This is a genomic window from Streptomyces sp. NPDC046915, from assembly GCF_040644935.1.
Taxonomy (GTDB): domain Bacteria; phylum Actinomycetota; class Actinomycetes; order Streptomycetales; family Streptomycetaceae; genus Streptomyces.
Genome location: NZ_JBEYXB010000028.1, coordinates 46,917 through 65,128 on the forward strand (window position 1 = coordinate 46,917; position 18,212 = coordinate 65,128).

The 18,212-nt window shown below is 73.0% G+C and carries 19 protein-coding genes and 1 pseudogene; 5 read left to right on the forward strand and 15 right to left on the reverse strand.

Features of this window, described 5'->3' with window-relative positions:
* Nucleotides 1–91 precede the first annotated feature (91 nt).
* Entirely contained in the window at nucleotides 92–721 is a 630-nt protein-coding gene (locus ABZ915_RS42665; protein WP_361814870.1) for an SCO3374 family protein, read from the forward strand.
* On the opposite strand, the gene ABZ915_RS42670 is transcribed toward ABZ915_RS42665, so the two are convergent.
* From ABZ915_RS42670 to ABZ915_RS42715, 10 genes are all read right to left on the reverse strand, one after another.
* Entirely contained in the window at nucleotides 700–1,035 is a 336-nt protein-coding gene (locus tag ABZ915_RS42670; RefSeq protein WP_361814873.1) for an Lsr2 family protein, read from the reverse strand. The two genes, ABZ915_RS42665 and ABZ915_RS42670, sit on opposite strands and share 22 nt — an antisense overlap.
* Before the next feature lie 207 nt (nucleotides 1,036–1,242).
* Nucleotides 1,243–1,776 (reverse strand): amino-acid N-acetyltransferase, encoded by a 534-nt coding sequence (locus tag ABZ915_RS42675; protein ID WP_361814876.1) that lies wholly within the window; start codon nucleotides 1,774–1,776, stop codon nucleotides 1,243–1,245.
* 9 nt (nucleotides 1,777–1,785) lie between these two features.
* Entirely contained in the window at nucleotides 1,786–2,262 is a 477-nt protein-coding gene (locus ABZ915_RS42680; protein ID WP_361814879.1) for a BlaI/MecI/CopY family transcriptional regulator, read from the reverse strand.
* Between the two features lie 107 nt (nucleotides 2,263–2,369).
* On the reverse strand, nucleotides 2,370–2,543 hold the full coding sequence (locus ABZ915_RS42685) for a hypothetical protein (protein WP_361814882.1): 174 nt from the start codon (nucleotides 2,541–2,543) through the stop codon (nucleotides 2,370–2,372).
* A 47-nt stretch (nucleotides 2,544–2,590) separates the two neighbouring features.
* The gene (locus tag ABZ915_RS42690) at nucleotides 2,591–3,226 is read right to left on the reverse strand and encodes a hypothetical protein (RefSeq protein WP_361814885.1); all 636 of its coding nucleotides are present in this window, start codon (nucleotides 3,224–3,226) and stop codon (nucleotides 2,591–2,593) included.
* A gap of 88 nt (nucleotides 3,227–3,314) precedes the next feature.
* A complete protein-coding gene (locus ABZ915_RS42695) occupies nucleotides 3,315–4,112 on the reverse strand; it encodes a type III pantothenate kinase (RefSeq protein ID WP_361814888.1) in 798 nt (265 codons plus the stop codon).
* A gap of 5 nt (nucleotides 4,113–4,117) precedes the next feature.
* Nucleotides 4,118–5,104 carry a carboxylating nicotinate-nucleotide diphosphorylase gene (gene nadC, locus ABZ915_RS42700; RefSeq protein WP_361814890.1) on the reverse strand — a complete coding sequence of 329 codons (987 nt, stop codon included), beginning with the start codon at nucleotides 5,102–5,104 and terminating at the stop codon, nucleotides 4,118–4,120.
* 5 nt (nucleotides 5,105–5,109) lie between these two features.
* A complete protein-coding gene (locus ABZ915_RS42705; RefSeq protein WP_361814893.1) occupies nucleotides 5,110–6,846 on the reverse strand; it encodes an L-aspartate oxidase in 1,737 nt (578 codons plus the stop codon).
* Complete coding sequence (panC, locus tag ABZ915_RS42710) at nucleotides 6,843–7,844, reverse strand: pantoate--beta-alanine ligase (RefSeq protein WP_361814896.1); 1,002 nt, start codon at nucleotides 7,842–7,844, stop codon at nucleotides 6,843–6,845. Before panC ends, ABZ915_RS42705 begins: the two co-directional genes overlap by 4 nt.
* A 70-nt stretch (nucleotides 7,845–7,914) precedes the next feature.
* Entirely contained in the window at nucleotides 7,915–8,889 is a 975-nt protein-coding gene (locus ABZ915_RS42715) for a DUF2520 domain-containing protein (RefSeq protein WP_361814899.1), read from the reverse strand.
* Between the two features lie 175 nt (nucleotides 8,890–9,064).
* On the opposite strand from ABZ915_RS42715, the gene ABZ915_RS42720 reads away from it, so the two are divergent.
* A complete protein-coding gene (locus tag ABZ915_RS42720; RefSeq protein WP_361814902.1) occupies nucleotides 9,065–10,201 on the forward strand; it encodes a beta-eliminating lyase-related protein in 1,137 nt (378 codons plus the stop codon).
* 40 nt (nucleotides 10,202–10,241) lie between these two features.
* Here ABZ915_RS42720 and ABZ915_RS42725 read toward each other — a convergent pair.
* From ABZ915_RS42725 to ABZ915_RS42735, 3 genes and pseudogenes are all read right to left on the reverse strand, one after another.
* Nucleotides 10,242–10,559: pseudogene (locus ABZ915_RS42725) on the reverse strand (ATP-binding protein); the annotation flags it as partial.
* Nucleotides 10,560–10,562: 3 nt separating this feature from the next.
* Entirely contained in the window at nucleotides 10,563–11,234 is a 672-nt protein-coding gene (locus ABZ915_RS42730) for a response regulator transcription factor (protein WP_361814904.1), read from the reverse strand.
* Nucleotides 11,235–11,323: 89 nt separating this feature from the next.
* Nucleotides 11,324–12,529, reverse strand: a complete 1,206-nt coding sequence (locus tag ABZ915_RS42735) for a sensor histidine kinase (protein WP_361814907.1) — start codon at nucleotides 12,527–12,529, stop codon at nucleotides 11,324–11,326.
* 118 nt (nucleotides 12,530–12,647) lie between these two features.
* On the opposite strand from ABZ915_RS42735, the gene ABZ915_RS42740 reads away from it, so the two are divergent.
* Nucleotides 12,648–13,691 (forward strand): SAM-dependent methyltransferase, encoded by a 1,044-nt coding sequence (locus tag ABZ915_RS42740; protein WP_361814909.1) that lies wholly within the window; start codon nucleotides 12,648–12,650, stop codon nucleotides 13,689–13,691.
* Here ABZ915_RS42740 and ABZ915_RS42745 read toward each other — a convergent pair.
* Entirely contained in the window at nucleotides 13,656–14,816 is a 1,161-nt protein-coding gene (locus tag ABZ915_RS42745; protein WP_361814990.1) for an NADH-quinone oxidoreductase subunit D, read from the reverse strand. The genes ABZ915_RS42740 and ABZ915_RS42745 overlap by 36 nt on opposite strands.
* Nucleotides 14,817–14,856: 40 nt before the next feature.
* On the opposite strand from ABZ915_RS42745, the gene ABZ915_RS42750 reads away from it, so the two are divergent.
* Together ABZ915_RS42750 and ABZ915_RS42755 are read left to right on the forward strand one after the other, a co-directional pair.
* Nucleotides 14,857–15,360, forward strand: a complete 504-nt coding sequence (locus ABZ915_RS42750) for a PH domain-containing protein (protein ID WP_361814912.1) — start codon at nucleotides 14,857–14,859, stop codon at nucleotides 15,358–15,360.
* Nucleotides 15,357–16,691 carry a PH domain-containing protein gene (locus tag ABZ915_RS42755; protein ID WP_361814915.1) on the forward strand — a complete coding sequence of 445 codons (1,335 nt, stop codon included), beginning with the start codon at nucleotides 15,357–15,359 and terminating at the stop codon, nucleotides 16,689–16,691. The genes ABZ915_RS42750 and ABZ915_RS42755 overlap by 4 nt, the downstream gene beginning before the upstream one ends.
* 226 nt (nucleotides 16,692–16,917) lie before the next feature.
* Here the strand turns inward: ABZ915_RS42755 and ABZ915_RS42760 are convergent, their stop codons facing one another.
* Entirely contained in the window at nucleotides 16,918–18,135 is a 1,218-nt protein-coding gene (locus tag ABZ915_RS42760) for a hypothetical protein (protein WP_361814917.1), read from the reverse strand.
* Nucleotides 18,136–18,212: the final 77 nt, after the last annotated feature.

Here is an 18,212-nt window from a genome sequence, read left to right on the forward strand (position 1 = left end):
GCGCCCCCCAGGTGCCCCCACTTCGGGCACCAGGCGCAATCGTCCGTACACCCAGCGTAACTCGGAGCCTGTTTCGGCGGTTGCTCTTGTCATGGTTGGCACTGCCCCCGTGGTCTCCATGGTCCCCCTCCCTCGTCGACCGTTCGACTCGAGCGCCGGAATCCGGCACTGGTACGAGAACGATCTGGGGTGGGCCACGGTGCCGGGATCGCCGGTACGGCTCGTCACGGGCCTGCGCTTCGACGTCCTGGACGTGCCGGCCGAGGCGGGCGTGGCCGCGCTCGGACGCCTGGGGCCGGGCTCTCCGGTGGCCGTGCGGGGCGACCGGATGCGGCTACTGGTGGCCGCGGGCAGCGCCGAGGAACTACCGGGGCTGCTGGACTGGCTGGAGTGGGGCGCGCTGGCGCTGGATCTGGTGGCGCTGGGCGCGGACGGGCACATGGAGGCGCCCATTCCTCCCGAGCGGACTTCCACCGGAGTCCGACCGTTTTCCCCGGGCGGCTCCGGTGTTCCTGCCGTCCCGGCCGTCCTTCAGGGGGCCGCCGTATGGCTGCGGCCCCCCGAACCGGGGTGCGAGGTCGAGGCCTCGGTGCCGACGCTGTCGGCCTTGGGGGGCGGCGTGGGCGCCCCCGATCTCGTACGACTGGTGGACACGGTGGCAACGCATTGTCACCGGGTCCGGCTGCGGCGCCTGTGCGCTCAGCCGTTGGCCTTCTCGTAGGCCTCGCGGATGGTCGCGGGAACACGGCCGCGGTCATTGACCTCGTAGCCGTTCTCCTTCGCCCAGGCGCGGATCTGCGCGGTGTCCTGGCTGCCGCCGGAAGCGGCACGGGCCTTTCCGCGCCCGCCCGCGGAACGGCCTCCGGTACGACGCCCGCCCTTCACATAGGCCTCGAGAAGTCCGCGCAGCTTGTCCGCATTGGCGGTCGTGAGATCGATCTCGTACGTCTTGCCGTCCAGCGCGAACGTCACCGTCTCGTCCGCCTCGCCGCCGTCGAGGTCGTCGACAAGAAGGACCTGAACCTTCTGTGCCACCGGATTTCCTTTCATCGATAACGATAGGGCCGGGGGTGTGCGGCGCCCGCCGTTTCGCCGCCCCCCTGTTATATGCAGTACTGCAGTACGTCGGAAAGCAAACCGCTTTTGCCGGAAAAACACAAACCCCTGGGAGAGACTCAGGGACCGCTCAAGACCGGAAACATGCGCGTTTCGGACATAGGGCGCGTGGGCAATGCCCGATGATCACAGATGCAGAAGCATCCGGCTGTTGCCCAAGGTGTTCGGTTTCACTCGTTCGAGACCGAGGAACTCCGCGACGCCCTCGTCATAGGAACGCAACAGCTCCGCGTAGACATCGGTGTCCACGGGTGTCTCCCCGATCTCCACGAAGCCGTGCTTCCCGAAGAAGTCCACTTCGAAGGTCAGACAGAAAACCCGGCGAACGCCGAGCCAGCGGGCGGTCTGAACCAACTTCTCCAGCAACTGGTGGCCGACGCCCGCGCCCTTCAGACCGGGCTTCACCGCGAGAGTGCGGACTTCCGCGAGGTCTTCCCACATCACGTGCAGTGCGCCGCAGCCGAGCACCTCGGCGTTGTCGTCGCGTTCGGCGACCCAGAACTCCTGGATGTCCTCGTAAAGCGTCACAGTCGCTTTGTCGAGCAGGATGCGGTCACGGACGTACACGTCGAGGAGCCGGCGCACGGCCGGGACATCGCTGGTCCTCGCCCGCCGGACGGTGATGGCTTTTGCGGTGACTTCGGGACGCTCTGCTGACATGAGCGGACGCTATCGCCCGCCGCGCTCCCGCACCGAGCCGGGGTTCTCGTCGCCGGTATCGGGGCCGGTATCGGGGCTGGTATGGGCGGCGGTATCGGGGCGGGTATCCGCCGGGGCGCTATCCGTGGGGCCCTGGACGATGCGTACGGCGTCCCTGAGGGCCTGGCGCTGTTCCTCGCTCATCATCCCGAAGAACGCGACGAGAGCGGCGGCCGGGTTGTCGCTCTGCGACCAGGCGTCGTTCATCAGTGCGGCGGCGTAGGCGGCCCGGGTGGAGACGGCCTCATATCGATAGGCCCGGCCTTCCGCCTCGCGGCGCACCCAGCCCTTCTGATGGAGATTGTCCAAAACGGTCATGACCGTGGTGTACGCGATGGACCGTTCTCGCTGAAGGTCTTCCAGGACTTCTCGAACGGTCACCGGGCGGTTCCACTTCCACACCCGCGTCATGACCGCGTCTTCGAGTTCTCCCAATGGCCGGGGCACACCTCAGAACAATAGTGGGAGATCCCGGCAATGGCGTGCGGGACGTGCGGTTTCGGTGTGAACGCGAACAAAAGGGGCGCACGTCGCGACCGGCCGCGCGATCCTTCTCAGGCGTCGGTGCCGGCGGGGGCCTGGCGGGGGGCCTCCGAGAGGGCGGCGTCGACGGCCGCGTCCTCCTTGGCCTTGGCGGCGCCGCCCTGGGTCTTCACGATCACCCTGACCACACCGATGAAGAAGATGGCCATGACGACCGGAGGCACGAGCGCGGAGACGTAGTCCATGCCTCCAGGGTAGCCACGGGGATTCACCCGGACCGGCAGGGGTGCGCTCAGACGACGGCGAGCCGCCGGGAGGGCTCTTCGGACGGCGGGGCGGGCTTGCGGCGCGGGAAGACCTCACCCGGGGTCGGAATGGGCCGGGACGGGCGGGGCGCGGCGGGCGTGACGGGCTCGGCGGGCTTCCGGGCGGGTTTCCGGGCGGGCTCCTCGGCGGGCTTGTCAGTGCCCCCCTCGCCCGATTCCGCCGATTCCCCTGATTCCGCCGATTCCGCGGACCGGCCCCTCGGGAGGACCGGCAGCGGCGTACGGCAGGCCGGTACGGTCACGGCGCACCGCTCGAGCAGGGCCGCCGCGGCCGGATTCCCGCGCAGGGCCCCCAGCGCGGCCAGATCGTCGGGCGTCGGCCGGTACCCCGCGCGCAGCGCCTCCTCCAGGAGCGCCAGATAACCGGCGGCGGTCCCGGGCAGCGCGGCCCGGAACCTGGCCAGGTCCGCCCTCACGAAGGCACGCCACCTCGCCCCCTCACGCATCGCCTCGTCGAGCGACTCGGCGAGCCGGAAACACTCCTGCACGTCCTCGGCCGAAGCCGGGCCGGGATGAAGGGCAAGGGCGAGAGCGCGGCGGAGCACACGCAGCTCCTCCACACCGAACGCCATGCCACCGCGGGTTCCGTATGGCGTGGGCATGCGCCGAAGATACGCGCTAATCAGACAAACTCGGCATAAGAGCCTGGTGTGGCGCGAGTGACCCACCCGAGCGGCGGCGTCGGTGCTCTCACATGCGGGAGACGTTCCGTTCGTACACCAGGCGCAGCCCCACCAAGGTCAGCCACGGCTCGTGCTCGTCGATCACGGAGGACTCGCCCAGCACCATCGGCGCCAGCCCGCCCGTCGCGATCACGGTCACCTCCTCCGGATCGTCGGCGAGCTCCCGCGCCATCCGGCTCACCACGCCGTCGACCTGCCCGGCGAACCCGTACACGATCCCGGCCTGCATCGCCTCGACCGTGTTCTTGCCGATGACACTGCGCGGCCGGGCCACCTCGATCTTGCGGAGCTGGGCACCCTTGACGCCGAGCGCCTCGACCGAGATCTCGATACCGGGGGCGATGACCCCGCCGACGTACTCCCCGCGCGCGGACACCGCGTCGAAGGTCGTCGCCGTACCGAAGTCCACGACGATCGCCGGGCCGCCGTACAGCTCGACGGCGGCCACCGCGTTGATGATCCGGTCGGCGCCGACCTCCTTGGGGTTGTCGGTGAGGATCGGCACGCCGGTCTTCACCCCGGGCTCCACCAGCACCGCCGGCACGTCCCCGTAGTACCGCCGCGTCACCTCACGCAGCTCGTGCAGCACCGACGGCACGGTCGCGCAGATCGCGATCCCGTCGATCCCGTCGCCCAGTTCGTCGCCGAGCAGCGGGTGCATGCCCATCAGGCCCTGGAGCAGTACCGCCAGCTCGTCCGCCGTCCGGCGCGCGTCCGTGGAGATCCGCCAGTGCTCGACGATGTCCTCGCCGTCGAACAGGCCGAGCACCGTGTGCGTGTTGCCCACGTCGATCGTGAGGAGCATGGCCGTTACTCCGCCTCGCGCAGGTCCAGGCCGATGTCCAGGATCGGCGAGGAGTGGGTCAGGGCCCCCACGGCGAGGAAGTCGACGCCGGTCTCGGCGTACGCGCGGGCGTTGTCCAGGGTCAGCCGGCCGGAAGCCTCCAGCAGTGCCCGTCCGTCGACGAGCGCCACGGCCTCCTCGCACTCCATCGGCGTGAAGTTGTCCAGCAGGATCAGGTCGGCGCCCGCGTCCAGGACCTCGCGCAGCTGGTGCAGGGTGTCGACCTCGACCTCGATCGGCACGTCCGGGAAGGCCTCCCGTACGGCCTTGAAGGCCTGCGCGACCCCGCCCGCGGCGACGACGTGGTTGTCCTTGACCAGGGCCGCGTCGGAGAGCGACATACGGTGGTTGACGCCCCCGCCGCAGCGCACCGCGAACTTCTCCAGCGCCCGGAGCCCCGGCGTGGTCTTGCGGGTGTCCCGCACCTTGGCGTCGGTGCCCTCCAGCCCGTCCGCCCACGCGCGCGTGGCGGTCGCGATGCCGGAGAGGCGGCACAGGATGTTCAGCGCGCTGCGCTCGGCGGTCAGGAGGTCACGGGTGCGCGTGGTGACCGACAGCAGTTTCTGCCCGGCCGCCACCCGGTCGCCGTCCTCGACGTGCCGCTCGACCTCGAACTCGTCCGTGCAGACCACGGAGACCACGGCCTCGGCGACCCTGAGGCCCGCGACCACGCCCGCTTCGCGCGCGGTGAAGTCGGCGGTGGCCACCGCGTCCTCGGGGATGGTCGCGACCGTCGTCACGTCCACGCCGTGGGCGAGGTCCTCCTGGATGGCCACGTTGGCGATGTCCTCGACCTCCACCGGGTCGAGTCCGGCGTCGGCCAGGAGCTGCGCGAGCGCGGGGTCGAGCCCGCACTCCGTGTATTCGTCGTATCCCTCGTCTCCGCCCGCGCCGCAGGCGCAGCCGTCGCCGCAACCGCCGGACGAGGCGAGGGGAAGGTCGGGGGTGCTCACGTGACTCACTGCTCCTGGGGACGCTGATGCTGCCGGGTCGGGGGGAAGTCTGCGGTGTCGGTGGTGCGCACGGCCAGCGATCGGTCGGGATTCAGCCGTACGACGATGTGGCGGCGCCAGTTCGCGTCGTCGCGGCCGGCCCGGTCCTCGCGCCAGTGGCAGCCGCGGGTCTCCTCGCGCAGCCGCGCGGCGGCGACCAGGACGCGGGCCACGCACAGGAGGTTGGTGGCCTCCCAGGTGTCGACGCCGGGCTCGGCGGTCTTGCCGTTCTCGTCGAGGGCGTCGCGGGCCTCGGAGTGCAGCCGCTGGAGCTGCTCGGCGGCCTTGTCGAGGGATTCCGCCGAGCGCAGGACGCCCGCGCCCTCGGTCATGATCCGCTGGATCGCGAAACGGGCCTCGGGGGCGAGCAGGGGGTGCGCCGGCCTCCCGGGGTCCGGGACGGGCTCGGGCACGCGCGCGTGAAGGCCGTCGGCCGCGTCGCCCTCGGCCGCGTGACCGTCGGCGATGTCGGCGGCGATGCGCTCGGCGTAGACCAGGCCCTCCAGGAGGGAGTTGGAGGCGAGCCGGTTGGCGCCGTGCACGCCGGTGCAGGCGACCTCGCCGCACGCGTACAGGCCCGGGACGGTGGTCCGGCCGCGGGAGTCGGTGCGTACGCCCCCGGAGGCGTAGTGGGCGGCCGGGGCGATCGGGATGGGGTCGGTGACCGGGTCGATGCCGTTCGCGCGGCAGGCGGCCGTGATCGTCGGGAAGCGCTGCTCCCACATGTCGGCCCCGAAGTGCCGGGCGTCGAGGTACATGTGCTCGGCGCCCTGCTCCAGCATCCGTCGCAGGATGCCCTTGGCGACGATGTCCCGGGGCGCCAGCTCGGCCAGTTCGTGCTGGCCGACCATGAAGCGCACGCCGTCGCCGTCGACCAGGTGGGCGCCCTCGCCGCGCACCGCCTCGGAGACGAGCGGCTGCTGCCCCTCCGCCTCCGGGCCGAGGAACAGCACGGTCGGGTGGAACTGGAGGAACTCCAGGTCGGAGACCTCCGCGCCCGCGCGCAGCGCCAGCGCCACACCGTCGCCGGTGGACACCGACGGGTTGGTGGTCGCGGAGAACACCTGGCCCATGCCGCCGGTCGCGAGAACCACCGCGGGGGCGTGCACGGCGCCCACGCCGTCGTGCTGGCCCTCGCCCATCACGTGCAGGGTGACACCGGCCGTACGGCCCTCGGCGTCGGTCAGCAGGTCCAGCACGAGCGCGTTCTCGATCGTGCGCACCCCGCGCGCGTGCACGGCCTCCACGAGCGCCCGGGAGACCTCCGCGCCGGTGGCGTCGCCGCCCGCGTGGGCGATCCGGCGCCGGTGGTGGCCGCCCTCGCGGGTGAGGTGGATGTCGCCCTCGTCGTCGGTGTCGAAGTGGGCGCCGGTGGAGATCAGCCGCCGTACGGCGTCGGGGCCCTCGGTGACGAGGATCCGTACGGCCTCCTCGTCGCACAGGCCCGCGCCCGCGACCAGGGTGTCGTCGAGGTGCTGTTCGGGGGTGTCGCCCTCGCCGAGGGCCGCGGCGATGCCGCCCTGTGCCCAGCGGGTGGAGCCGTCGTCGAGGCGGGCCTTGGTGACGACGACCGTGGTCAGGCCCGCCGCCTCGCAGCGCAGGGCCGCGGTGAGGCCGGCCACTCCGGAGCCGACGACGATCACGTCCGCTGCGATGGACCACCCGGGGGCGGGCGCGTGCAGTCGTATGCCTGTGCTGGTCACGAGGCGGCTCCGAGGGTTCCGAAGGTGAGGGGGAGGTTGTCGATCAGCCGGGTCGTGCCGACCCGGGCGGCGACGGCGAGGACGGCTTCGCCGGTGAAGTCGTCGCCGATCTCGGTGAAGTCGGAGGGGTCGACCAGTGCGAGGTAGTCCAGTTGGAGCGGCGGGTCGAGGCGGGCGGCCTCGTCGAGGACCTGGCGGGCCGCCGCGCGGACGGCCGCCGGGCCGCCCGGGGCCGCCTTGGCGACGGCGTGCGCGTCGGCCGCCGCGCGGGACTCCCCTATGGCGCTGAGCGCCTCCGCACGCGCGCGCGTGGCGGGCACCTCGCGGGCCCGCGCGAGCAGCGCCTCCTGGGCGACGTGCCGGTCGCGGCCCGCGAACAGGGCCAGGGACAGGGAGAGGGCCGTGCGCCGTTCCCGGGGCGAGAGGTAGCGGTTGCGGCTGGACAGTGCCAGGCCGTCGTCCTCCCGCACGGTCGGTACGCCGACGATCTCCATGCCGAAGTTCAGGTCCCGCACCATGCGCCGGATCAGGGCCAGTTGCTGGGCGTCCTTCTGCCCGAACAGGGCCACGTCGGGGCGGGTGAGGTGCAGCAGCTTGGCGACGACCGTCAGCATGCCGTCGAAGTGCCCGGGGCGGGAGCCGCCCTCCAGGCGCTCGCCCATCGGGCCCGCGGAGACGCGCACCTGGGGTTCGCCGCCCGGGTAGACCTCGTCCACGGCGGGGGCGAACACGGCGTCCGCGCCGGACTGCTCGGCGAGTTTGAGGTCGGCGTCGAGGGTGCGCGGGTAGCGGTCGAGGTCCTCGCCGGCGCCGAACTGAAGCGGGTTGACGAAGACGGTGACGACGACCTCGCCGTCCGGCCCGGCGATCTCGCGGGCGGTGCGGATCAGCGTGGCGTGGCCCTCGTGCAGGGCGCCCATGGTCATCACGACGGCGCGGCGGCCCCGGCGCACGCGCGCGTGCAGTTCGGCGGCGGTGCTCAGCAGGGCGGCGGTCATCGCAGGTCTCCGTTCCCGGGCGCGCACGTCGCCGGGCGGCCCTCCGTCGCGGTCTTGGACCCGGTCCCGGTCATCGGCCGTCCCCCTCGGCGCCGTCGGCTCCGCCGGATCCCCCGGTGCCGCCGGGCCCCTCGGCGCCGGCCGCCCCGTCGGCGAGTACCCCGAGGAGGTCCTGAGCGAGTTCCGGCTTCAGCAGTCCGTGGGCGAGCGCGCGGTCGGCGGTCGCGCGGGCCATCGCCAGATAGCCGGCGACGGCCTGCGGGGCGTGCGCCCGCAGCTCGGCGACGTGGGCGGCGACGGTGCCCGCGTCCCCGCGTGCGACGGGCCCGGTCAGCGCCGCGTCGCCGGAGCGCAGGGCGTTGTCCAGGGCGGCGCCGAGCAGCGGGCCGAGCATCCGGTCGGGGGCCCCGACGCCGGCCGTGCGCAGCAGCTCCATGGACTGGGCGACCAGCGTGACCAGGTGGTTGGCGCCCAGCGCGAGGGCGGTGTGGTAGAGCGCGCGGTTCTCCTCGGCGATCCACTCGGGCTCGCCGCCCATCTCGATCACGAGGGCCTCGGCGGCCAGCCGCAGCTCCTCGGGCGCGGTGACGCCGAAGGAGCAGCCGGCGAGCCGCTGGACGTCGACGGGGGTGCCGGTGAAGGTCATCGCGGGGTGCAGGGCCAGCGGCAGCGCGCCCGCGCGCAGGGCGGGTTCGAGCAACTTGGCGCCGTACCGCCCGGAGGTGTGCACGAGCAGCTGTCCCGGGCGTACGGCGCCCGTCTCGGCGAGGCCGGTGACGAGGCCGGGCAGGGTGTCGTCCGGGACGGTCAGCAGGACCAGGTCGGCGCGCTGGAGGACCTCGGCGGGCGGCACGACCGGCACGTCCGGCAGGAGCAGCGCGGCCCGCCGCCGGGAGGCGTCGGAGACGGCGGAGACGGCGACCGGACGGTGACCGGCGAGCTGGAGGCACGCGGCGAGCGCGGGACCCACCCGGCCGGCGCCGATGACGCCGACGGTGAGCCGCGCGGGGCGGTCCTTGGAGTCTTGCTGGTGGACTGTGGTCACGCGACGACGGCCTTCCCGTTCCAGTCCGCTCTGGGTACCGGACGATTTCTCGTCATGTTAACGCTATCGGGTCGAGGGCCGGTCGGTTGTCCACAGGCTGTGGGTTTCCGCACACGGGCCCGGGGCCGGTAAATCCGGTGTCCCGCCATGGTGGGGCACGGCATCATCCGATGCCATGAGTGACATACGACAGCGACGCGCGGCCGCCGTCCGTCAGGCCCGGCGCGTCCTGGCCCACGACGGTGTCCACCACACGATCCGCGATCGGCTCGCGCTGCTTCAGGAAGCGGCGCCCGGGGTGTACGACCTGGACGAGCGGGTGGACTTCTACGGCAACGGCGTCGTGGCGGCCCTGGAGGAGCGCGTCGCCGCGCTGCTGGGCACCGAGGCCGCCGCGTTCTTCCCGACCGGCACGATGGCCCAGCAGGTGGCCCTGCGCTGCTGGGCGGGCCGCACCGGTGACCCCACCGTCGCCCTGCACGCGCTGGCGCATCCCGAGGTGCACGAGCGGAACGCGTTCACCGGGGTGAGCGGACTGCGCCCGGTCCGGGTGACCGACGAACCCCGGCTCCCCACGGCCGCGGAGATACGCGACTTCGAGGAGCCCTTCGGGGCGCTGATGCTGGAGCTGCCCCTCAGGGAGGCCGGTTTCGTGCTGCCCACCTGGGAGGAGCTCACGGAGGTCGTGGCGGCGGCACGCGAGCGTGACGCGGTGGTGCACTTCGACGGTGCGCGCCTGTGGGAGGCCACCGTCCACTTCGGCCGCTCCCTGGACGAGATCGCCGGGCTCGCCGACAGCGTCTACGTGTCGTTCTACAAGTCCCTCGACGGCTTCGGCGGCGCCGCGCTGGCCGGTCCGAGGACGCTGGTGGAGGAGGCGAAGACCTGGCGGCACCGGTACGGCGGCATGGTGTTCCAGCAGTTCCCCACCGCCCTGTCGGCGCTGGTCGGGCTGGAGCGGGAGCTGCCCCGGCTGCCGGAGTACGTGCGGCACGCGCGCGTGGTGGCCGCGGCGCTGCGCGAGGGGTTCGCCGCGGCCGGGGTGCCCTGGGCACGTGTGCACCCCGAGGAGCCGCACACGCAGGAGTTCCAGGTGTGGCTGCCGTACGACGCCGACGTACTCGCCGAGACGGCGGTGCGGCAGGCCGAGGAGACCGGGTCGCTGCTCTTCGCACGCCCCTGGCACCGCGGCGGGCCGCCGGGCCTGGCCATGACCGAGGTCAACGTCCGCGCCGCCGGCCTGGAGTGGACGGCGGCCGACGTGAAGACGGCGGTCGCGGACTTCGTGGCCCGGCTGCCGGAAGGGACGTAACCCCGAGGCACGGGGGCGGGGGGCGGCGGTCTCGGTCGAACCGGATGTGCCGCAGCCCCACGCCCACCTGCCTCATCCGGGCACGCAGCGGGCCGTCGTGGTTGGGGCGCAGGGCGAGGCCGACCAGGCCGGCGACGCGGCCCGCCGTCTCCGGGACGCCGGGGTGGTCCGTCCAGAGGTGCTCGGCGAACTCCGGTTGGCGCAGCCGCTTCAGCACGGTCCCGCGTTCGGCGAGCAACATGAAGTGCCGTACGTCATGGCCGAGTTCGCGCAGGCGGCCGACGGTCTCGGCGAAGTGGCCGGAGTCGGTGACCGTCATCGGGGCGATGACCACGCCGTCGTGCCCGGTGAGGGCGATGGCTCAGCCGTGCCCGCCCGCCCGTACGAGCCCCGTCTCGTAGGCCAGGACCACCACCTGTACCCGGTCCCTGAGGCCCAGTTTGGTCAGGATGCGGCCCACATGGGTCTTCACGGTCGCCTCGGACAGCACCAGCCGGGCGGCGATCTCGCCGTTCGACAGGCCCTGGGCGACCAGCACCATGACCTCGCGCTCGCGGTCGGTGAGCCGCTCCAGCTCCCGGTGCTGCGGCTCCTTGCCGGCGGACGGCAGCATGGGCGCGAAGCGGTCCAGCAGTCGGCGGGTGGTGGACGGCGCCACGACGGCGTCGCCGCTGTGCACGGAGCGGATGGCGGTCAGCAGGTCGCCGGGCGGCACGTCCTTGAGCATGAAGCCGGAGGCGCCCGCCTTGAGCCCGGAGAACGCGTACTCGTCGAGGTCGAAGGTGGTCAGGATCAGCACCTTCGGCGGGTCGGGCTCCAGGCAGATGCGTCGGGTGGTCTCCACGCCGTCCAGCTTCGGCATGCGTACGTCCATCAGGATCACGTCGACCGAGGCGGAGCGCAGCACCTGAAGGGCCTCGACGCCGTCGCCCGCCTCCGCGACGACCTCCATGTCCGGCTGGGCGGCGAGCACCATCCGGAACCCGGTGCGCAGCAGCACCTGGTCGTCGACGAGCATCACGCGGATCGTCATCGGGGGCCTCTTCCGTTCTTCGGCGGGGTCGTGGGGCGAGTGGGTCGTGCGCGGGCGTGACAGGTGTCAACGCGGGGCGTGCGTCGGCGTCAGTGCGCCGGTTTCAGCGGCAGCAGGACGCTGATACGGAAGCCTCCACCGGGGCGCGGGCCCGCGTCCAGGGTGCCGCCGACCATACCGACCCGCTCCCGCATGCCGATCAGGCCGTGGCCCTGGCCGTCGGCGCCGCCCTCCTCGTACAGCTCGTGCGGGGCGCCCTTGCCGTCGTCCTCCACGAGCAGGCCGAGCCCGTCGTCGAAGTAGACCAGCCGCACGCTGGCGCCCGCGTTGGGCCCGCCGTGCTTGCGGGTGTTGGTCAGCGCCTCCTGCACGATCCGGTACGCGGTGAGCTCGACGCCGCTGGGCAGCGGGCGCGGGGTGCCCTCCACCTTGAAGTCGACGGGCAGGCCGGAGCTGCGGCACTGGTCGACCAGGTCGTCGATCTGCTCGACGTCGGGCTGCGGGACGTACTCGCCGCTCTCCTGGTGCTCGCCGGTGCGCAGCACGCCCAGCAGGCGGCGCATCTCGGCGAGGGCCTGACGGCCGGTCGAGGAGATCGTCTCCAGGGCCTTCTTCGCCTGGTCGGGCGCGGAGTCGAGGACGTAGGCGGCGCCGTCGGCCTGCACCACCATCACCGACACGTTGTGCGCGACGACGTCGTGCAGCTCGCGCGCGATGCGGGCGCGTTCGGCGGCGACCGCGACCTTCGCCTGCGCCTCGCGCTCCTTCTCCAGGCGGGAGGCGCGCTCCTCCAGCTGCGCGAAGTAGGCGCGGCGGGTGCGCATGGAGTCGCCGAGCACCCAGGCGAGGGCGAACGGCACCGTCTGGAACACCACGACCGCGATGCGGGCCACGCCGGCGGGTTCGTCGACCGGCCAGCGGATCTGCGCCAGGGTCGCCGCGCACAGGCTGATGCCGAGGGCGAGCCGCGAGGCCCAGCGGGCGCCGACCGTGGCGACCGTGTAGGTGATCACCAGCATGGCGAAGTCGGCGACGGTCGTCTCGACGTCCAGGATCAGCTGGGCGAGGCCGGCCGCGGCGGCCAGCAGCAGCATCGGCTCCGGAAAGAGGCGGCGCAACGCGACGACCAGGCACAGGACGGCGGAGACGGCCAGCCCGGCGGCGATGGATCCGTGGTGGTCCGGCGCCCCGTTGAGGCTCGTCACGCTCACGCCGGAGATCCCGAACAGGACGACGGCCCAGAAGGTGTCGACCCCGGTCGGGTGCCTGCGGAGGAAGTCATAGAGGCGCTGCACGTAACCCAGAGTAGGGAAACGGGAAGTGTGCAGGGGTCAACCGGAGGGCCGATCCGTTCCCGTCCGGCATACTCCGCAAGGTGGAGGACGTGATCACCTGTGCGCCTAGTCTGTCCCGGTGAGGGATGAGAACTCCGGTGAGTGGCGGGGCTGGCGGACGGCCACCGAGACGGCCCTGTACGGGCCCGGCGGCTTCTACCGGCGGCCCGAGGGACCGGCCGGGCACTTCCGGACCTCCGTCCACGCTTCGCCGCTGTTCGCGCGGGCCGTGGCGCGGCTGCTGTGCCGGGTGGACGAGGCGCTGGGGCGGCCGGGGACGCTGGACTTCGTCGACCTCGGGGCCGGGCGGGGCGAGCTGGTCACGGGTGTGCTGGCCGCGCTGCCGGCCGAGGTGGCCGCACGCGCGCGGGGGTACGCCGTCGAGCTGGCCGACCGCCCGGCGGGGCTCGACGAGCGGATCGCCTGGCTGAGCGAACCGCCCGGGGGGATCCACGGGCTGCTGTTCGCCAACGAGTGGCTGGACAACGTACCCGTGGAGGTCGCGGAGGTGGACCCGGCGGGCGTACCCCGACGGGTGCTCGTGCGGGAGGACGGGCGCGAGCGGCTCGGGGAGCCGGTGGCGGGGGCGGAGGCCGAGTGGCTGGCGCGGTGGTGGCCGCTGCCGCCCGAGGAGGGGCTGCGGGCGGAGATCGGGCTGCCCAGGGACACCGCGTGGGCGTCGGCCGTCGCGCGCGTGGAGCGGGGGCTGGCGGTCGCCGTGGACTACGCGCACACCGCGGACACGCGTCCGCTCTTCGGGACGCTGACCGGTTTCCGGGAGGGGCGCGAGACGGCGCCCGTGCCGGACGGGTCGTGCGACATCACCGCGCATGTGGCCCTGGACGCGTGCGCGGCGCACCCCACGGCGCGCGCACTCCCCGGCGCACGCCTGCTCGTCCAGCGCGAGGCCCTGCGCGCCCTGGGCCTCACGGGCGCGCGCCCCCCGCTCGCGCTGGCGTCCACCGACCCGGCGGAGTACGTACGCGCCCTGGCGAGCGCCGGTGAGGCCGCCGAGCTGACGGCGCCGGGCGGTCTCGGGGACTTCGGGTGGCTGCTCCAGCCGATCGGGGTCACGGACGTACCGGACCTATTTGTCGATGTCCCCGACCACGAAGAACATTGAGCCCAGGATCGCCACCATGTCCGCCACCAGCGTCCCCGGCAGCAGCTCGTTCAGCACCTGGATGTTGTTGTACGAGGCCGAGCGCAGCTTCAGCCGGTACGGGGTCTTCTCGCCCTTGCTGACCAGGTAGTAGCCGTTGATGCCGAGCGGGTTCTCGGTCCACGCGTACGTGTGGCCCTCGGGCGCCTTCAGGACCTTCGGCAGCCGCTGGTTGATCGGGCCGGGCGGCAGCTCGGCGAGCCGGTCCAGGCAGGCGTCGGCCAGGTCCAGCGCGTTGTGGGTCTGCGCCAGGAGGCACTCGAAGCGGGCCAGGCAGTCGCCTTCCCGCCGGGTGACGACCTCCAGGACGTCCTGGAGCTCGCCGTACGCCAGGTACGGCTCGTCGCGGCGCAGATCGAAGTCGACGCCCGAGGCGCGCGCGATGGGCCCGCTCACGCCGTAGGCGTGCACGGCCTCCGGCGAGAGCGTCCCCACGTCCCGGGTGCGCCCCCGGAAGATCTCGTTGCCGAGCACCAGGTCGTCGAAGACGTCCATGCGCGAGCGGACGGCGGCGACGGCGGCACGCGCGCGTGCGGCCCAGCCGGCCGGCAGGTCCTCCTTCAGGCCGCCGACGCGGTTGAACATGTAGTGCATGCGCCCGCCGGAGACCTCCTCCATGACGTTCTGGAGCACCTCGCGCTCCCGGAACGCGTAGAAGACCGGGGTGATGCCGCCCAGCTCCAGCGGATAGGAGCCGAGGAACATCAGGTGGTTCAGCACCCGGTTCAGCTCGGCCAGCAGGGTCCGCGTCCACACCGCGCGCTCGGGGACCTCCATGCCGAGCATCCGCTCCACGGCGAGCACCACGCCCAGCTCGTTGGAGAAGGCCGACAGCCAGTCGTGGCGGTTGGCGAGCATGATGATCTGGCGGTAGTCGCGCGCCTCGAAGAGCTTCTCCGCGCCGCGGTGCATATAGCCGATCACCGGTTCCGCGTGCACGATGCGCTCGCCGTCCAGCACCAGCTTCAGCCGCAGCACGCCGTGCGTGGACGGGTGCTGGGGGCCGATGTTCAGCACCATGTCGGTGCTCTCCGCGGCGCCGCCGATCCCGACCGTGGTCTCCGTCTCGGGGGTCGCGGGGGTCATGGACGTCATGGACACAGTCTCCCCTACGTAGGCTGACCGTATGGAGACGGGGAGCGGGGAAATCGGCGCGGCGACGGCGGCCGAGCCGGTGTGGCGGGGGCTGCCCCCGGGCCTGCTGCGGATGCGGCGGCTGCTGCTGGTGCTGTGGCTGGGAGCGGCGGCGCTCGCCGTGGGACTGCTGCTCGGGCTGCTCGCCGGGCCGGGGTGGGCCGCGTTCGCGCTGCTGCCGCTGGCCCTGATGGCGTGGGGCTGGGTGCTGCTCGGCCGCAACTGGCGGTCCTGGCGCTATGCCGAGCGCGCCGACGACCTGCTGATCAGCCGCGGTGTGCTGTGGCGCGAGGAGACCGTCGTACCGTACGGGCGGATGCAGCTGGTCGAGGTGACCTCCGGGCCGGTGGAACGTCACTTCGGGCTGGCGAGCGTGCAGCTGCACACGGCGGCCGCCGCGACCGACGCGGCCATCCCCGGCCTCGACCCGGCCGAGGCGGAGCGGCTGCGCGACCGGCTCAGCGAGCTGGGCGAGGCCCGATCGGCGGGACTGTGACGGCACCGGAAGCGGCCGACGGCATACGACAGGTCCCACCCGCCGGGCACGGCGAGCGGCGGCTGCACCCCGTGACGCCGTTCCGGCGGGCCTGGGCGCCGGTCGCCGTGCTCGCCGGATGGGCCGCGCACGACCCGGACCAGGCGCAGGCGCAGCTGACGAGGCTGACCACGACCATGCTGCTGGCCGGGCTCGCCGTACTGGTCCCGGCGGCCTCCCTCTACGGGTTCCTGTCCTGGTGGTTCACGCACTTCGCGGTGACCGACGCCGAACTGCGCATACGCACGGGTCTGCTGTTCCGGCGCACCGCCCACATCCGGCTGGAGCGGATCCAGGCCGTCGACATCACCCAGCCGCTGCTCGCGCGCGTGGCCGGTGTCGCCAAGCTCCGGATCGATGTCGTGGGAGCCGACAAAAAGGATGAACTTGCCTTCCTGGGCGAGGGGGAGGCACGGGCGCTGCGCGCCGAACTGCTCGCGCGCGCGGCCGGTTTCGCACCGGAGACGGCACGCGAGGTGGGCGAGGCGCCGGCGCGGGAGCTGGTGCGCGTCCCCCCGCACAAGCTCGCGGTCTCGCTGCTGCTGACGGCCGCCACGTGGGGCTCCTTGGCGGCCGCCCTCGTCGTCCCGCCCGTGCTGTGGCTCGCCACCCACAACATGTGGACGGTGCTCGTCACCGGGCTGCCGTTCCTCGGCGCGGCGGGCGCGCACACCGTGGGGCGGTTCGTCGGTGAGTACGACTGGACGGTGGCCGAGTCCCCGGACGGGCTGCGGATCGACCACGGGCTGCTCGACCGCACGCACGAGACGGTGCCGCCGGGGCGGGTGCAGAGCGTACGGATCGTGGAGCCGCTGCTGTGGCGGCGGCGGGGGTGGGTGCGGGTGGAGCTGTACGTGGCCGGGTCGTCCAACTCCGTGCTGGTGCCGGTCGCTCCGCGCGCGGTCGCCGAGTCGGTCATCTCGCGGACACTGCCCGGGGTGACGGTCCCCTCGGCTCCGGTACGGCCGCCGCGCCGGGCCGGATGGTGCCTGCCGGTGTGGTGGCGGGGCCACGGCATCGCGGTCACGGACGCCGTCTTCGCCGCCCGGCACGGGCTGCTGCGCCGCAGCCTCTCCCTGGTTCCGCACGCCAAGGTCCAGAGCGTACGGCTCACCCAGGGGCCCTGGGCGCGGCTGTGGCGCCTCGCCGACGTCCACGTGGACACCGGGGCCGGGAAGACGGTCACGGCCCGCCTGCGCGACGCCCGCGAGGCCGCGGCCCTCCTCCACGCCCAGGCCGAGCGCTCCCGCACGGGCCGCCGCGACGCGGGCCCGGAACGCTGGATGAGCTAGCCCGTGCCGGCCGGCGGGCGCCACTGGGGGCTTCGCCCCCAGACCCCCGGGCCTATGCCCACCCACCACCCGTGCGAGTGGGCTGGAAGGTACGGCTCCCCTCCCCCCTCGCGGGCGACTGGAAGGCGCGGCCCGCTCTTATCAGTCCGTCTGGGGGTGCCCCCTCTGGGGGAGTTTGAGGACGAGGCCGTTCAGGCCGAAGGGGGGTCCAGGCCCTCGGCAAGGCTCAGGAAGCCGCGCTGCGCAGCCCCTGCATGTCGATCTGTTCCGTCTCGTCGTGGGCCGTCAGGTCGATGACCTGGCCGACGCCACGGGACCCCTCGTCGGCGGGCTTGAAGTGCGCCTCCGACTCGGCCTTGTGGAGCGCGAGGGCCTCCTGGCCGACCACATCGGCGAGGTCCTCGTTCTGCACCGCGTCCAGCGCGCCGGACGGCGCCTCCTTCTGCGTACCGAAGAAGTCGAAGCCACCCTCGACCGCCGGGCGCCGAACGGGCGCGGCGGCGGGCACGACGGCCACCGCGGTCGGCACCGTGAAGTGACCCGTGGGCTGGGATGCGGCCGGGGCGGGCTCGGCCGGAGCAGTCGTGGTGGTGGCGGCGGCCGCGTGCTCGTGCCCGTCGACCGCCTCGGGCTGCCCCTGTTCCTCGTCCTCCGAGGCGGACTCCGAGGCGGGCTCCGGGGCGGATGCCGTCACGCCCTCGCCGACGCTCTCTCCTTTGGCGGCGACTTCACCGCCTTCGGCCCGTTTGGCGGCTCCTTTGGCGGCTCCTTTGGCGACGGCCTCGTCCTCGGGCGCCTCGTCACCGGTGCCGAACCGGGCCAGCGCCACCCTGGCCCGCAGGAACAGCTGGGAGCCCTCGGGGGAGAACACCCCGGAAGCCCCGGAAGCCACCGGCGCGTCCTCGGCGAGCTCTACCGACTCGTCGGCCTCGGTATCGGCCTCGGCCTCCTCCGCCGCACCCGCCGGCGGAAGCGCCAGCGACGACGGCGCGGCCTCTATCTCCAGCAGCCGCCGACCCTCCAGCGCACTGGCCCGCTCGGTCTCCGCGGTGGCGTACCGCCGCAGCAGCGCGGCGTGCTCGTTGCGCAGGCCCGCCAGCTCCGCCCGCTTGGCCCGCAGCCGCTTCTCCAGTTTCCCGCGCACCTCACGGGACTCCTCGAGGTCGGTCTCCAGTTCGGCGACCCGCTCCTCGAACCGCCACTCGTCACCCGCCCGCGCGCGCGTGAGGTCGGCCACCTCCTTGCCCGCATAGATGTCCCAGCGGCGCATGACGACCGCACCGACGACCGCCGTCGCCGCGGCGGCGGCGGCCAGGGTGCGGAGCATCGTCTGCTCCGAGAACACCCAGGGGCCCAGCGCGCAGACGACGGAGACGCCTGCGATCGCCGACGGAGGCAACAGCCTGTGCAGAGGCGGGGAATGGCGATGACGTCCACGTGGCATGGCCAGAAACTTACCGCGAGTAGGCGAACCTTGGCGCCCCACCCCGTAAAAACACAGCCATGACGAAGTCTTCACAT

Bases quoted from the DNA above. Each gene is read 5' to 3' on its own strand.
- ABZ915_RS42730 (WP_361814904.1), bottom strand. From the start codon at position 11,234: ATGACGATCCGCGTGATGCTCGTCGACGACCAGGTGCTGCTGCGCACC.
- ABZ915_RS42665 (WP_361814870.1), top strand. From the start codon at position 92: ATGGTTGGCACTGCCCCCGTGGTCTCCATGGTCCCCCTCCCTCGTCGA.
- ABZ915_RS42675 (WP_361814876.1), bottom strand. From the start codon at position 1,776: ATGTCAGCAGAGCGTCCCGAAGTCACCGCAAAAGCCATCACCGTCCGG.
- panC (WP_361814896.1), bottom strand. From the start codon at position 7,844: ATGACCGCCGCCCTGCTGAGCACCGCCGCCGAACTGCACGCGCGCGTG.
- ABZ915_RS42720 (WP_361814902.1), top strand. From the start codon at position 9,065: ATGAGTGACATACGACAGCGACGCGCGGCCGCCGTCCGTCAGGCCCGG.
- ABZ915_RS42745 (WP_361814990.1), bottom strand. From the start codon at position 14,816: ATGACCCCCGCGACCCCCGAGACGGAGACCACGGTCGGGATCGGCGGC.
- ABZ915_RS42685 (WP_361814882.1), bottom strand. From the start codon at position 2,543: ATGGACTACGTCTCCGCGCTCGTGCCTCCGGTCGTCATGGCCATCTTC.
- ABZ915_RS42690 (WP_361814885.1), bottom strand. From the start codon at position 3,226: ATGCCCACGCCATACGGAACCCGCGGTGGCATGGCGTTCGGTGTGGAG.
- ABZ915_RS42695 (WP_361814888.1), bottom strand. From the start codon at position 4,112: ATGCTCCTCACGATCGACGTGGGCAACACGCACACGGTGCTCGGCCTG.
- ABZ915_RS42760 (WP_361814917.1), bottom strand. From the start codon at position 18,135: ATGCCACGTGGACGTCATCGCCATTCCCCGCCTCTGCACAGGCTGTTG.
- ABZ915_RS42750 (WP_361814912.1), top strand. From the start codon at position 14,857: ATGGAGACGGGGAGCGGGGAAATCGGCGCGGCGACGGCGGCCGAGCCG.